The sequence below is a fragment of the Acinetobacter sp. UBA2063 genome (assembly GCF_002333245.1).
GTDB classification, from domain to species: domain Bacteria; phylum Pseudomonadota; class Gammaproteobacteria; order Pseudomonadales; family Moraxellaceae; genus Acinetobacter; species Acinetobacter parvus.
Map to the genome: position 1 here is coordinate 1,526 of NZ_DDAH01000229.1, position 14,272 is coordinate 15,797.

A 14,272-nucleotide genomic window follows, 5' to 3' on the forward strand; every position below is an offset into this window, starting at 1 on the left:
TGAAGCAGGGAATTGATTTTGCTGATCATATTGTGCATGAAATCCATGACCGTCGTGAAGCGATTAAATTTGCGGTGGCACATGCACAGGCAGGAGATATTGTGGTGATTGCAGGCAAGGGGCATGAAAACTATCAGGAAATTGATGGGGTTCGTCACTGGTTTGATGATGTGGTGGAAGTACAGTCAGCAATTGCTGCACAGTCACATTCTGTAGATTCGGCTTATCCTGCACAATAGGGTCAAAAGGTAAATAAAAACCATGCATACCTCAACCACCAGTACCGTTCCACTTACTCCCTGGACCGCAGAGCAACTTCAACAGGCAACTCAGGGTGAATGGCATCAGCATAAGATTCCTCAAGGGGAAATTAAGCGAATTTTGACTGACTCACGTCATGCGGAAGAGGGTGATGCTTTCCTTGCATTAAAGGGTGAGCGTTTTGATGCGCATGACTTTGTAAAGCAAGTGGCGACACAGGGTTGCCAGATCGCCATTGTCGAGCGACCAGTTGATGCGGATATTGCCCAACTGATTGTAAAAGATACCCGTGTGGCCTTGGGGCAGCTTGGCGCCTATCGCCGTCAGCAGAATCCACAGCTCAAGGTGATTGCCCTCACAGGCAGTAGTGGCAAAACCACCACCAAGGAAATGCTGGGCAGTATCCTGTCTCGTTTGGCACCCACCCTGATTACGCGGGGTAACCTGAATAATGATTTAGGTGTGCCGATGATGTTGCTGGAACTGCGTCCAGAACATCAGTATGCAGTGATGGAGTTGGGAGCCAGTCATCAGGGTGAGATTGATTACACCTCAAATTTGGTACAACCGCATGTGGCTGGGATTCTGAATATTGGAACAGCACATTTGGGTGAGTTTGGTGGACGTGATGGAATTTGCCGTGCCAAGTCAGAAATCTACACACATATCTTGCCGAACGGTAGCGCAGTTGTCCCTGCACATGATGATTTCACGGCCACCATTCGCCAAAATGCAGGCAATCACTCCATCCTGAGTTTTGGCGAGGGCGGTGATGTGTATGCAAGCGAAATTCAGCTTAACCCACAGTCCGCACAATTTAACCTGCATACCCCGCAAGGTAGCCGAGCAGTGAGCCTGCCATTTGCAGGGGCGCATAATGTGCAGAATGCCGCGGCGGCAACGGCTTTTGCTTTGGCGATTGGTATCGAACTGGATGATATTGTCCTAGGTTTGGAGCGGGCGCAGGGAGCGAAAGGCCGTCTGAATTTCATTCAGCAGCAACATTGTTTATTTATTGATGACACCTATAATGCCAATCCAACTTCAATGCGTGCCGCAGCACAGGTGTTGTTGCAGCAGCAGGGCTTAAAAGTCATGGTGATGGGAGATATTGGCGAATTGGGTGACAGCAGTTGGCAGGAGCATCATGATCTGGGTCGTGATCTGTCAGCGTTGCCACTCGACCATTTGGTTGTTGTGGGTGAGTTTGCCACGGCAGCCCAGCAGGGTTCGGCGCATTCAGAAAAGTTATGTGCATGTGCAACACAGGCAGAGGCTTTAGCATTTTTAGTTAATTTAGTTCAAACACATCAACACCAGCCGATCAGTTTCCTGTTCAAGGGGTCGCGCTATACCCATATGGAAACGTTGATGGCGGATTTGATGGAGAAAATTTAAATGTTGTTATGGTTATTTGAGCAATTGGCGGACTATAACAGTTCCTTTCAAGTTGTTCGTTATTTAACATTGCGCTCTTTATTGAGCTTACTGACAGCCTTAACAATTGGGCTGGTATTAGGCCCAGTGATGATTCGTAAATTGCAGGCATTAAAATATGGTCAGGCAGTAAGTTCCTTCGCACCTGAAAACCATGCCAAGAAAATGGGTACGCCAACTATGGGGGGAATTTTGATCCTGCTCTCAATTGGCATTAGTACACTGCTTTGGGCAGATTTATCCAATCCTTATGTCTGGATTGTTCTTGGTGTGATGGTGGTATTTGGTGCGGTTGGCTGGGCAGATGACTGGATTAAAGTTCGTTATAAAGACAATGCGGGCTTACCTGCACGTAAAAAGTTCTTTTGGACTTCAGTTGCTTCGCTCGGTGCAGGTATTGCCCTATATATGATTGCCAAACAACAGGATAATCCTGTTTATACTGCGAATATGCTGGACTTGTTGATCCCTTTCTTTAAAAACCTTTCCATCCCACTTTCGGCTGTTCCATTAGGGTTGGCATTTATTGGCTTTACTTATTTGGTGATTAATGGAGCATCCAATGCGGTGAATCTCACCGATGGTCTGGATGGTCTGGCGATTATGCCAATTGTCATGGTTGCGGCAGGTCTGGGTGTGTTTGCCTATCTGTCAGGTGACATCCGTTTTGCCAACTATCTGCATATTCCTTATGTAAAATATACATCGGAACTGGTGGTGATCTGTTCTGCCATGGTGGGTGCTGGTCTGGCATTCCTTTGGTACAATGCACATCCTGCACAGGTATTTATGGGTGATGTGGGGGCATTGGCACTCGGTGCAATGCTGGGAACGATTGCGGTGATAGTTCGCCAGGAAATCGTATTTGCGATTATGGGCGGTGTATTTGTGATGGAAGCGGTTTCGGTGTTCCTGCAAATTGGTTCATTGCGGATGCGGAACAAGCGTGTATTCCTCATGGCGCCTTTGCATCACCATTATGAAAAACAGGGCTGGAAAGAAACCCAGGTGGTGATCCGTTTCTGGATTATTACCATTTTCCTGGTTGTGTTGGGATTAATGACCTTAAAATTACGTTAAGCCATGATTCAAGAGAGAAGCTGGTGAATACCAGCTTTTTTTATGTTTGGAGAAAATAGATGAGTGTATTGATGTGTCCTGTTTGTCGCCAAGCATTGAATTTGGCCGCAAATTCTTGGCAGTGTGAAAAAGGGCATCATTATGATGTGGCCAAACAAGGCTATGTTAATCTGCATGTGGTCCAGCATAAACACAGTAAAACCCCAGGGGATACGCCAGAGTCGGTACTGGCACGCCGAGAATTTTTACAGGCAGGTTTTTATCAGCCCTTACAGCAGGTGATGGTGGAGTTGCTGCAACAACTCAAGCCAAAAGCGGTTCTGGATATTGGCTGTGGCGAGGGCTACTATACCCATGCCATGCAGCCTTGGACAAAACACTGTGTTGGTGTTGATATTGCCAAAACCGCAGTGCAAAGGGCAGCAAAACTCAATTCACGGGTAATCTGGGTGGTGGGTACAGGGGCAATATTGCCTGTACAGGATCATTCGGTTGATGTCTGTACCAGCCTATTTAGTCCCATTCCTCAGCAGGAAATTACAAGGGTATTGAAAGATGAGGGTTATCTAATCATTGCCACACCTGCACCAAGACATCTTTATGCATTGCGTGAGGCATTATTTGAACAGGTCAAACTGCATGAGCCGCAGAAATTTGTTGAGCAACTGAATGCTGAATTTGAAGTGAAACATGAACAGCTTGTTGAAGCACCCTTGTCATTGGATCAGCAGGCATTAAAGAACCTGATAGCCATGACCCCTTATGCATATAAAGCCAATCCAGAACGGCGAAAGGCGATTGAGCAACAACAGTATTTTGCAGTGACAGCCGCATTTCAAATTTATGTTTTCCAGAAAACAAACAGGCCATCAATTTGATGGCCTGTTTGTTTTACTGAATTTCATTGATGAGGTTTTCAATCTGATCCCTTTGTGGGGGATTCTGTTGAGAGGAACCCATTGCTGGTGGCTGTTTTTGGGTTGGCACCATGATTTGCTCCTCACCTGTGGTTGAATCAGGTAGGTCTGAGAAGTCATTTTGTGCTGAGCGATCAGGTACTGGTGGTGCTGGACGGTACAATGGACGTGCCAACGGTGGAGAGGCGCGATATTCCTTTTTGTCGTCGCCTTGCTGGAGCTGTAGCTTATCGCGGGAAATAGGCTCTTTTGCCTCCCTATCCAGACGTACCCAGGCAGATGGCGTATCTTTTAGTGAGTTCGCCATAAAGTTGGTCCAGATTGGCAAGGCTGCGACACCACCATATTCACGGCGGCCCAGAGTCCGTGGCTGGTCAAATCCAACCCAGGCAATTGCAACCAGTTTTCCATTAAATCCAGCGAACCAGGCATCTTTGGCATCATTGGTGGTTCCTGTCTTGCCACCCAGATCATCACGACCAATTTTGAGTGCGGCACGACCTGTACCATGCTGAATCACGTCACGTAAGATATTTGCCATGTCATAGGCCGAGCTTGATTTTAAAATACGTTGTGCCTGACGATAGTCACTGTTGGTTTTGCTTGCTTTATCAGAGTCTGTAGCTGTAATTTGGCTTTCAGAAGCAGCAGTTGCATCATCTAGAGTCTGATTGGTGATTTCCTTAACGTCACCCTCTTGCTGTTTTTCAGCTTCTTCGGGTTGTGGCTCATTATACGCATTGGGATCATTAATACATGGAATACACGCATACTCAGGCTTGGTCTCGTAAATCACCTTGCCAGAGGCATCTTCAATCCGCTTGATGAAATGGGGCTGGATTCGGTAGCCACCATTGGCAAAGGTGGCATAACCTGTCGCCATTTGTACAGGCAGTACCTGTGGGGTTCCCAGCGCAATGGTGTAGTTACGGGGAATCTGTTCCTCTTCCAGACCAAAATCCATAAACAGTTGGCGTGCACGCTCAATACCCACATTTTGCAACAGTCGGACTGATACGGTATTTCGTGATAAATAGAGTGCACGACGGAGTGGAATCATCCCCAGATAGCGTCCATCGGAGTTTTTGGGGGACCACTTGCCAATGGTGATTGGACTATCGTTCACCATGGTGTACGGGGTCATGCCACGTTCTATTGCGAGTGCATAAACGAAAGGTTTAATGGTTGAACCAGGCTGTCTCCAGCCCTGTACAGCACGGTTAAACTTGGATTGATAGAAGTTATAACCGCCAACCACCGCTTCAATTGCCCCGTCATTTGGATTGAGGGCAATCAATTGTCCCTGAACTTTAGGCACTTGAACCAAAGACCAGACGCTCTTGTTCTCATTTGGACGCAAACGGATGATATCTTTTACTTTTACAATTTGTGAGGCATTTGAGGGCGCACCACCTACGCTGTTGGCATTACGATAAGGTCTTACCCAGGACATGCCTGACCAATTCACTGTAACTGTGGACCCATCCTGCATTAATGCATCAAAGGAATGATTATTGACCTTAACCACTTCTGCTGGATAAGTATTGGCATAGGCCATAAACTGGTTGAGTGGTTTATCATGCGCTTCAGGACCGCGCCAGCCATGACGGCGGTCATATGCTTCCAGACCCTCCTGAACAGCTTCCTCTGCATAACGCTGGCGATTACTGTCAATGGTGGTATAGACCTTATAGCCAGAATCAATTGCCTGTTCACCAAAATGCTCAACCAGCTCGGCCCGTACCATTTCCCCCACATAAGGAAAGACGTTGCTTACGGAACGGTCAATCATGTTGAGGTTAATCGGTTCGGCAACAGCTTTCTGGTATTGGGCTTGATTGATATAACCCAATTGCAGCATGCGACCAAGAATCCAGTTTCTCCGCTCAAGCGCACGTTCTGGGTTGACCACAGGATTGTATTTGGAAGGTGCTTTTGGCAAGCCCGCAATCATTGCCATTTGTGCTGTAGTTAATTCATTAATATTTTTGTTGTAATAGATTCTTGCCGCCGCCGCGATGCCGTAAGCATTTTTGCCTAAAAAGATTTTATTAACATAAGAACTTAAGATTTCCTGCTTGGTCAGGTTTTGCTCTATTTTGCGAGCAAGAAAAACTTCAGTCAGTTTGCGTTTAAGAGTTCGTTCTGGACTTAAATAATAATTTTTTGCCACCTGCATGGTAATGGTTGAACCACCAGTTTGTACATCTGACCCTGTCACGGATTCAGTTAAGGCTCGCCCCAAGCCCTTGAAACTAATACCGTTGTGTTCAAAAAAAGAGGAATCCTCAGCAGCTAGAAAAGCATGGATAAAGGTGGTAGGAATTTCCTCATACTTTACGGGAATAGAGAGTTTGCCACCATACTCAGCAATGAGCTTGTTATCCGCCGTATAGACTTGCAATGGTTTTAATAAAGGTGCCTTTTTTAATGAACTCATATCTGGCAATGAGGGTGCTAGATAGAGATACATGCCATAAAATCCCATTGGAAGTGAGACTAAGATAATAATAAGGATCAAAAAAAATGGCCGAACAATACCAGAACTGGATAGCTTTTTCATAATAAGTAAGTTTTAATAAGAGCGAATGGCAAACTAATTATGGTCAGTATATCCTTTAGACATACGGATTGTTAGATGAGATATTGTATCCGTATCAATTAAAGACCAAAACAGATTAGTGAGTTGTACTTTTGGGGATAAAAAAATAAATAGGAAAGAACTGTGCTCAGGTTATATCGTAAACCAAGTAAGGGGTTAGTAGGGGTCGATATTAGTTCGACAACTGTTAAGTTATTAGAGCTCTCTGTAAAGAACGGTAGATATTGGGTTGAAAGTTATGCCGTGATGCCACTGCCTGAAAATAGTGTGGTGGAAAAAAGCATTCTCAATCCAGAAGCAGTGGCTGACGCACTTGAAAGAGTCGTTAACCTTGCGAACCCTCACACTACTCATGTGGCAATTGCGGTACCTACCTCAATGGTGATTCATAAAATCATTGAAATGGATGCTGATATGTCGGATGAGGAGCGCGAAGTTCAAATCCGTATGGACGCTGAGCAATATATTCCGTTCCCTTTAGATGAAGTCAGCCTTGATTTTGAGGTTCTGCCCGACCGTCTGGCAAACCCTAACCGAGTTAATGTACTTTTGGTGGCAACACGAACTGAAAATGTGGATACCCGTGTTGAGGTTTTGGAGCTTGCAGGTTTGGTTGCGAAAGTGGCCGATGTTGAAAGCTATGCTATGGAACGTGCCTTTAGCGTATTTGCCGATACATTGCCAATGGGCGCAAATACCGTTGGTATCTTGGATATTGGTCATACCATGACGACCTTGTCTGTTATGCAGAAAGGCAAGATTATTTATACTCGTGAACAAGTGTTTGGTGGTCGACAATTAACTCAGGATGTTCAGAGCCGTTATGGTTTGTCTTTCGAAGAGGCAGGCCGTGCGAAAAAAGAAAGAACATTGCCAGATGACTATGACACTGAAGTGCTGGAACCATTCCTTGATGCAGTAGTTCAACAGGCCGCTCGTTCACTTCAATTCTTTTTCTCTTCTTCTCAATTCAATGAAATTGATCATATTTTGCTTACTGGCGGGAATGCGAATATCCCAGGTCTGGCAAAATTACTACAACAAAAACTAGGTTATCGCGTCACGATTGCCAACCCGTTTTTACAAATGGGCTTTTCTCCCCAGATTGACATTAAAAAAATTGAAAATGATGCTTCCTCATTAATGGTGGCATGTGGTCTAGCATTGAGGAGTTTTGATTAATGGCAAAGATTAACCTACTCCCTTGGCGTGATGAGCTAAGAGAACAACGAAAGAAAAAATTTGTTGCATTTTGTGTTGGGGTTGCTGCATTAGGGGTCGCATCAGTCTTTTCTGGTTGGGTGTATTTTGATCAGAAGCTGGATGATCAGGAACAGGCCAACCAATTGATTGTCAGTACCAACCAAAATCTGGATGCCCAGTTAAAATCACTAGACGGTCTGCAAGAGCGCCGTAATGCGATTATCGAGCGTATGAAATTGATTCAGGGATTGCAGGGGCAACGTCCAATAACCGTGCGTCTGGTTGATGAACTGGTACGTGTGACACCGCCAACCATGTATCTTACTAAATTTACCCGTACAGGGGATAAGTTCACCATTGAAGGAAAGGCGGAAAGTCCAAATACAGTGGCTGAACTGTTGCGTAATCTTGAGGCATCACCTTGGTATCGCAATGCCTTTATGAATTCATTTCTGGCAGCTGAAGAGAAAAAAGATAAAACAGCAGCATCTCTTGTGCCACGTGTTGAAGAAAACTATGGAAGCTTTGTTGTAACCGTGGATTTAGGGGAAATAGGGACAACTGCGGAAGCTGATCCAGCAGCATCAGGAGTGGCGCAATGAACTTAGAGAAGTCAGATGATTTAAATCAAGAGACGGTGGCGATCAAGAAAAAGAAGATGACTGTAGAGCAGTTCTTCCAACAATTTAATACGTTGGATATGAATAACTACGGTAGCTGGCCTGCGTCTGTCAAAATAACCTGCTGGATTTTTATTTTTCTGGCTGTGCTTGCGCTTGGCTATTTTGTGGTGATCTAGTCACAGTTGGAGGAAATCGCAAATGCACAGGCAAAAGAGCAGAGCTTGCTGAATGAGTTTAAGGAGAAAGACTCAAAACTGCGTAATTTGCAACAATATCAAACACAATTGCAGGAAATGGAAGCAAACTTTAATCAGCAATTGGAACAGTTACCTAAAGAGACTGAAATTCCAAGTCTGGTTGAAGACATTAACTTGACTGGTGTGAACTCTGGCTTGAAGTTTAAAAATATTCGTCTGGAAAATGAAGTTAAGCAAGAGTTTTTCATTGAGCAGCCCATTAGTATTGAAGCTACGGGGGATTATCATGCATTTGGGGCGTTTACAACTGGGATTGTTGCCTTGCCACGTATTGTAACCTTGCATGATTTTACGGTTGAAGCAAAACAAGATACTGAGAAAAAATCTGATATTCCAGTCATTAATTATACGGTAAAAGCAAAAACTTATCGCTATGTCGGTGCGGATGAGCAAACAAATAGTGATACGGTTGCTGCACCTCAAACAGGTAGTAATCAACCTACACCTGCTCAGGGAGGAGAGTAATAATGAACCAGTATAAGTTGTTACTATGTTTCTTCATTGGCATGTCGTTGATCGGATGTGATTCGCGTATTGATGCAGTCAATCAACAGATGGCAGAAATTCGCAATCAGCCACCTTTACCGATTGAACCTGCACCTATATTTATACCTGTACCATTATTTAACTATGCAGCACATCAGTTAAAAAGCCCGTTTATGCCAAGTTCTCTGGCTGCTGAACTTAAGATTATGGCAGGTAAGCGTGTTTATCCTAATTTTAATCGTCAGCCACAGCCATTAGAGAGTTATGCTTTGGAATCGCTGATTATGAAAGGCAGTATGCGCGGTAAATCCAATGATACAATTGCCTTAATCCAAACGCCTGATGGACAGATTGAGCGTGTTCAGGTAGGTAGTTATCTGGGTATGAATCAGGGACGTATTATTAAAATTAGTCCAACTCAGATTGATTTGGTGGAGATTGTGCCAGATGGGCGAGAGGGTTATGTGGAAAGGCCTAGAACACTCGTTTTAATTGGACCAGCACAGTAGATTAAGGGAATAACAATGAAAAAACAGTTTAAAGATTCTTTATTTGGGGAAGCGAAGACCATGAATCATGCATTCCGTCAGTTTTCTATGGGTGCTGTTGCCATCGCAATCATGCAGGTTGCATCAGCACAAGTGAGTATGACCAATATTGTGCCAATGAGTTTGGCCGATCAGGGTACAGAAATCCGTGTCATGTTTAATGGTTTGCCGCCTCAGCCACAGGCCTATCAGCTTGAGCAACCTTCCCGCTTGATCCTGGATTTTGATAAGGCACAACAAAGTTTAAAACAGACCTCGATACCAGTTTCAACCAGCGAGGCAAGTTCCATTGAGGTTGCTGCGGATGATCAGCGCTCTCGTGTCATTGTGAACTTAAAGGATGCAGGTGCATTTACCACACGTGTAGAGGGAAACACCTTTGTTCTTAAAATTAATTCAGTTCGACCATCGGCAACGAATGCGCCTACGGTAGCACGTCAGCCTCAACAAGGCGTATCTAATATTGGATTTCAACGAGGCAAGGATGGCGAGGGCTTGGTTGTCATCGACCTTTTGGGAGGTAATACCCCTGTTGATGTACAGCAACAAGGTAGTAAGATTGTGGTGCGCACAATGGGCAATAAAATTCCAGCTCACTTGGCACGTCGTTTAAATACCAATGACTTTGCTACCCCTGTTGCCAGTGTGGATGCTTATAATGATAAAGGTAATGGTGTGATCACCATTCAGTCTGCAGGCAGTTATGAATATATGGCTTATCAGGCAGAAAATAAATTAACGATTAGTTTAAAACGTCCAGAGGATAAATCTCCAGCAAAAGCAAAATCACAAATCTATACAGGTAATAAGATTTCTTTAGATTTTCAGGATATCGAAGTACGCCGTGTCTTACAACTTCTTGCAGATTTCACTGGCATCAATATGGTGGCAGCTGATACCGTACAAGGTAATATTACTCTCCGTTTAAAAGATGTACCTTGGGACCAAGCTTTAGATATCGTACTGAAAACTAAAAATTTGGATAAACGCCGTAATGGAAATGTGATCTGGATTGCACCTGTTTCTGAGTTAATTAAGGCAGAAGAAGAAGAAGCTAAAGCGATTGCACAAAGTGTTAAATTGGCACCTCTTCAAACTGAATATATTCGCTTGAGCTATGCAAAAGCGGCTGATATTGAAAAACTGATTACGCAAGGTAAAAATAGTAGCAATAACAACAATTCATCAGGTATGGCGAATAATGATACTTTGGTAGATGGTCTGTTAAGTCCACGTGGTACATTATCAACTGATCCGCGTACCAATACTGTCATTATCAATGATACTTCGCAGAAAATTGATCAAATTCGTAAAATGGTTGATTTATTGGATGTGTCGGTTAAGCAAGTGATGATTGAGGCACGTATTGTCAGTGCAAGTACCGATTTTAGTAAAGAGATGGGGGTAAAATGGGGTGTGCTTTCTCAAGGAGTTACCAATAATAGGAATTTATTGGTAGGTGGTAGTGATACAACCTTGTGGAATTTGAGAAAACCTGAGAAAGATTCTGATTTAGGTGGTTATAAGTATACAATTGAACGCCCTGATAACCTTAATGTGGATTTGGGAGCGGTAACGCCAGGTGCCAGTCGTATTGCATTTGGCTTAATTAGCTTGTCTGACTTTATGTTGGATTTAGAGCTTTCAGCTGTACAGGCAGATGGTTATGGCGAAGTGATTTCAACGCCTAAAGTTATGACTGCGGATAAACAAACTGCAAAAATTGAGTCAGGTTCTCAAGTTCCTTTTTCATCCTCAACGGGTACTGGGGCAAATGCTACGCCGAAAATCGAATTTAAAGATGTGGTATTAAGTTTAGATGTAACGCCGAGTATTACACCAGATGGAAAGGTTCAAATGAATCTTGATATTAAGAAAGATAGTATTGCTGGTGTAACCCCTCAAGGACAATTCTATTTTAATAAAAACATGGTGAATACTAATGTCTTGGTTAATAATGGTGAAACTGTGGTGTTGGGTGGTATTTTTGAAGAAACCAGTAATAACTCTCAAACAAAAGTACCTTTCCTTGGGGATTTGCCATATGTGGGTAAATTATTCCGTCGTGATTCAAAAACTGAAAATAAACGCGAACTACTTATTTTTGTGACCCCGAGAATTGTTAATGACACCTTGACCAGAAATCATTAATATATTTTCAATAGTTGCAATGAATATAGGTGGCGCGTTGCCAAGCAAAGCGTTTAAAACCCTGCCAAATATTTATTTGGTGGGGCCAATGGGGGCGGGAAAAACAACAGTTGGCCGACATCTAGCCGAGTTGTTAGGGCGAGACTTTCTTGACAGTGATCATGAAATTGAGCGGAAAACAGGTGCGACCATTCCCTGGATTTTTGAGAAAGAAGGGGAAGCTGGATTTCGGCTGCGTGAAACCAATGTCTTGAATGAATTAACGGCTCGCTCCGCACTGGTTTTAGCTACGGGTGGTGGAGCGGTTACTCAATCTGCGAATCGAGAGTTTCTTAAACAACGTGGTATCGTTGTCTATCTTTATACACCTGTAGAACTTCAGCTACAGCGAACCTATCGTGATAAAAACCGTCCATTATTACAAGTCGAAAATCCAGAACAAAAACTACGAGAGTTATTGACTGCACGTGATCCTTTATATCGTGAAGTTGCACATCATATTATTGAGACAAATCAGGGTGCTGCACGTGATTTAGCACAACGGATTCTCCAAATTATTTTATCTCGGTCCGTCAAGTGATTCTTTTAGTGGTTTAATTATATGCAAACATTATATGTTGAGTTAGGTGAGCGTCGTTATCCGATTTTTATTGGCAGTCATTTAGATCCTGAAAAATTACTTAAACCTTACCTGCATGGTCGGCAGGTGATGCTGGTTTCAAATACAACAGTAGCCCCTCTATATATGCAGCATTATGTGGACGCATTGAGTGCTCTGGATAAACAGGTTGCACAATGTATATTGCCTGATGGTGAGCAATATAAAGATATTCAGCATCTAAACCTGATTTTTGATGGATTGCTTGAAGCTGGCTTTAACCGAGATTGCACCGTATTGGCTTTGGGTGGTGGTGTAATTGGAGATATGGCGGGTTTTGCATCGGCCTGTTTTCAGCGTGGGGTAAATTTCGTTCAGGTACCGACCACCTTGTTGTCCCAGGTGGATTCAAGCGTAGGCGGTAAGACTGGAATTAATCATCCACTTGGCAAGAATATGCTGGGCGCTTTTCAACAGCCTCAAGTCGTATTGGCAGATATGGCCCAATTGGATACTTTGCCTGACCGTGAACTGTCTGCAGGTTTAGCTGAGGTGATTAAATATGCCTTGTTGGGTGATGTGGATTTTCTGGTCTGGTTGGAGCAGAACATGGATGCATTGGTAGGACGTGATGCCAACCTGCTGGCGGAGGCGGTATATCGTTCATGCGCCCATAAAGCCAGGATTGTCGCCAATGATGAAAAAGAGCAGGGTGAGCGGGCACTATTAAATCTGGGTCATACCTTTGGCCATGCGATTGAGTCCTATCTAGGCTATGGAACCTGGTTGCATGGTGAGGCCGTTGCAACAGGTATGGTGATGGCGGCAGATTTGTCCCATCGCCTGGGCTGGATTTCAGCTGAAGATGTGCAGCGTACAAAAAAAATCATTCAACGTGCCAATTTGCCGATATCATGTCCGAAAATTCCATTAGATGAGTTTCTGGCTTATATGTCACATGATAAAAAAGTCTTAAATGGTCAGTTGCGCCTGGTTTTACTTAAGAAATTGGGGCAGGCTGTCATCACTAAGGACTTTGATATTGAGCTGATGAAGCAATCCATTCTTGCGAATCAATCTGCATAATTAAACATTTGGGAAAAGCATGGCTGTGTCACGATCAATCTGGCAAAATATTCAACAGTACAGTTGGCTGGTTTTTGCGCTGGCTTGTTTAATTGCCGCATTGGTTTTTTGGGCGATTACAGATAATAAAGCGTTGGTAGAGGTTGAGCAGCCAGCTAAAACTGAAGCGCAGGTGCAGATTCAGCCAGAGAAAGTTGCTGCGACCGCCCATTTGGGAGCCTTTTCTGATGAGGTAAAACCATTGGACTTAACCACACGGGTGGTGGTGTCTAATGAGCATGCGCCTGAATTTCGTGGCACAAAGTTTATCAAGGAAAATCAGCGTCAATGGACCATGGAAATTTTCCGTAGTTCAGATGAGGCGATTGTGAAGAATTTTCTTTTAAGTCGTCCTGATCGGAAAAAATTCATTTATTTTCGTTTGAGTGGGCAGGACCAGGCTGAGCAGTATGTTTTGGCTTATGGGGTCTTCTCAAATTCAGAAGAAGCAAACCGCCAGTTTTCACAGTTGAATCTGGTTTTACCCGAATCCATTCAACCCAAAGCACAGCAGTTATCGGCCTACGCCGATTTTGTAAATGATTTGGGTTCTGATGAGTTAAAATCTGCTGCAAACCAATTATATGCGATTCAACTAAAACCTGTGGCTCTTCCAGAAGTTGATGAAACTCTGCTGATTGGTGCCAACACATCACAAAAAACAGTGTTGGCTGGGGGGGGGCGGACATTAAGCGACCCAACGACAACCGTGAAAACGACAGTGACACAACGTGATGCGCAGGGCAATGTTGTAAATGTAAAACAGAGTCAGTCTGCAGCTCAACCTACTTCCAGTTCTGAAAAATTAAAAGAAAATTCAGATTCCGAGAGAAGAGAGGTCAGTGATCCATTCAACTGATTTTGCACCAATATGAAACAATATTGATTCTTTTTATGGCACTGTGATTTTTTTTGGTGCAATTTCATTTCTTGGTGTTTAGGGCTTAGTTTCTATAATTTAAAGTTATTTTAATTTTTTTAATG

General features: G+C 43.7%; 11 protein-coding genes and 2 pseudogenes. 12 read left to right on the top strand and 1 reads right to left on the bottom strand.

The window, feature by feature from the left end; translation table 11 throughout:
- From B4H32_RS10760 to B4H32_RS10775, 4 genes and pseudogenes are all read left to right on the top strand, one after another.
- Nucleotides 1-239, top strand: a pseudogene (locus B4H32_RS10760) (UDP-N-acetylmuramoyl-L-alanyl-D-glutamate--2,6-diaminopimelate ligase); the annotation flags it as partial.
- Between the two features lie 22 nt (nucleotides 240-261).
- Nucleotides 262-1,659: a UDP-N-acetylmuramoyl-tripeptide--D-alanyl-D-alanine ligase gene (locus B4H32_RS10765; RefSeq protein WP_004683420.1), complete on the top strand. Its 1,398-nt coding sequence runs from the start codon at nucleotides 262-264 to the stop codon at nucleotides 1,657-1,659.
- A complete protein-coding gene (gene mraY / locus B4H32_RS10770) occupies nucleotides 1,660-2,778 on the top strand; it encodes a phospho-N-acetylmuramoyl-pentapeptide-transferase (protein WP_286803032.1) in 1,119 nt (372 codons plus the stop codon). It abuts the gene before it with no gap.
- Nucleotides 2,779-2,837: 59 nt separating this feature from the next.
- A complete protein-coding gene (locus B4H32_RS10775; RefSeq protein WP_004683419.1) occupies nucleotides 2,838-3,656 on the top strand; it encodes a putative RNA methyltransferase in 819 nt (272 codons plus the stop codon).
- 13 nt (nucleotides 3,657-3,669) lie between these two features.
- Here the strand turns inward: B4H32_RS10775 and ponA are convergent, their stop codons facing one another.
- Complete coding sequence (gene ponA / locus B4H32_RS10780; protein ID WP_026040046.1) at nucleotides 3,670-6,258, bottom strand: penicillin-binding protein PBP1a; 2,589 nt, start codon at nucleotides 6,256-6,258, stop codon at nucleotides 3,670-3,672.
- A 162-nt stretch (nucleotides 6,259-6,420) separates the two neighbouring features.
- Between ponA and B4H32_RS10785 the strand changes: the two genes are divergently transcribed.
- The 8 genes and pseudogenes from B4H32_RS10785 (at nucleotide 6,421) to B4H32_RS10820 (ending at nucleotide 14,147) form a co-directional block, all read left to right on the top strand.
- A complete protein-coding gene (locus tag B4H32_RS10785; protein WP_286803035.1) occupies nucleotides 6,421-7,479 on the top strand; it encodes a pilus assembly protein PilM in 1,059 nt (352 codons plus the stop codon).
- Nucleotides 7,479-8,102: a PilN domain-containing protein gene (locus B4H32_RS10790; RefSeq protein WP_004683413.1), complete on the top strand. Its 624-nt coding sequence runs from the start codon at nucleotides 7,479-7,481 to the stop codon at nucleotides 8,100-8,102. Before B4H32_RS10785 ends, B4H32_RS10790 begins: the two co-directional genes overlap by 1 nt.
- A pseudogene (locus B4H32_RS10795) lies at nucleotides 8,099-8,845 on the top strand (type 4a pilus biogenesis protein PilO). The gene B4H32_RS10790 and the pseudogene B4H32_RS10795 overlap by 4 nt, the downstream one beginning before the upstream one ends.
- 2 nt (nucleotides 8,846-8,847) lie before the next feature.
- Complete coding sequence (locus tag B4H32_RS10800; protein WP_004683410.1) at nucleotides 8,848-9,375, top strand: pilus assembly protein PilP; 528 nt, start codon at nucleotides 8,848-8,850, stop codon at nucleotides 9,373-9,375.
- A gap of 60 nt (nucleotides 9,376-9,435) precedes the next feature.
- Nucleotides 9,436-11,565, top strand: a complete 2,130-nt coding sequence (pilQ, locus tag B4H32_RS10805; protein WP_286803039.1) for a type IV pilus secretin PilQ — start codon at nucleotides 9,436-9,438, stop codon at nucleotides 11,563-11,565.
- A 19-nt stretch (nucleotides 11,566-11,584) separates the two neighbouring features.
- Nucleotides 11,585-12,145 (top strand): shikimate kinase AroK, encoded by a 561-nt coding sequence (aroK, locus tag B4H32_RS10810; RefSeq protein WP_286803036.1) that lies wholly within the window; start codon nucleotides 11,585-11,587, stop codon nucleotides 12,143-12,145.
- Nucleotides 12,146-12,166: 21 nt separating this feature from the next.
- Complete coding sequence (aroB, locus tag B4H32_RS10815; protein WP_286803038.1) at nucleotides 12,167-13,249, top strand: 3-dehydroquinate synthase; 1,083 nt, start codon at nucleotides 12,167-12,169, stop codon at nucleotides 13,247-13,249.
- A gap of 19 nt (nucleotides 13,250-13,268) precedes the next feature.
- The gene (locus B4H32_RS10820; protein ID WP_004769918.1) at nucleotides 13,269-14,147 is read left to right on the top strand and encodes a hypothetical protein; all 879 of its coding nucleotides are present in this window, start codon (nucleotides 13,269-13,271) and stop codon (nucleotides 14,145-14,147) included.
- The last annotated feature ends 125 nt before the right edge of the window (nucleotides 14,148-14,272 follow it).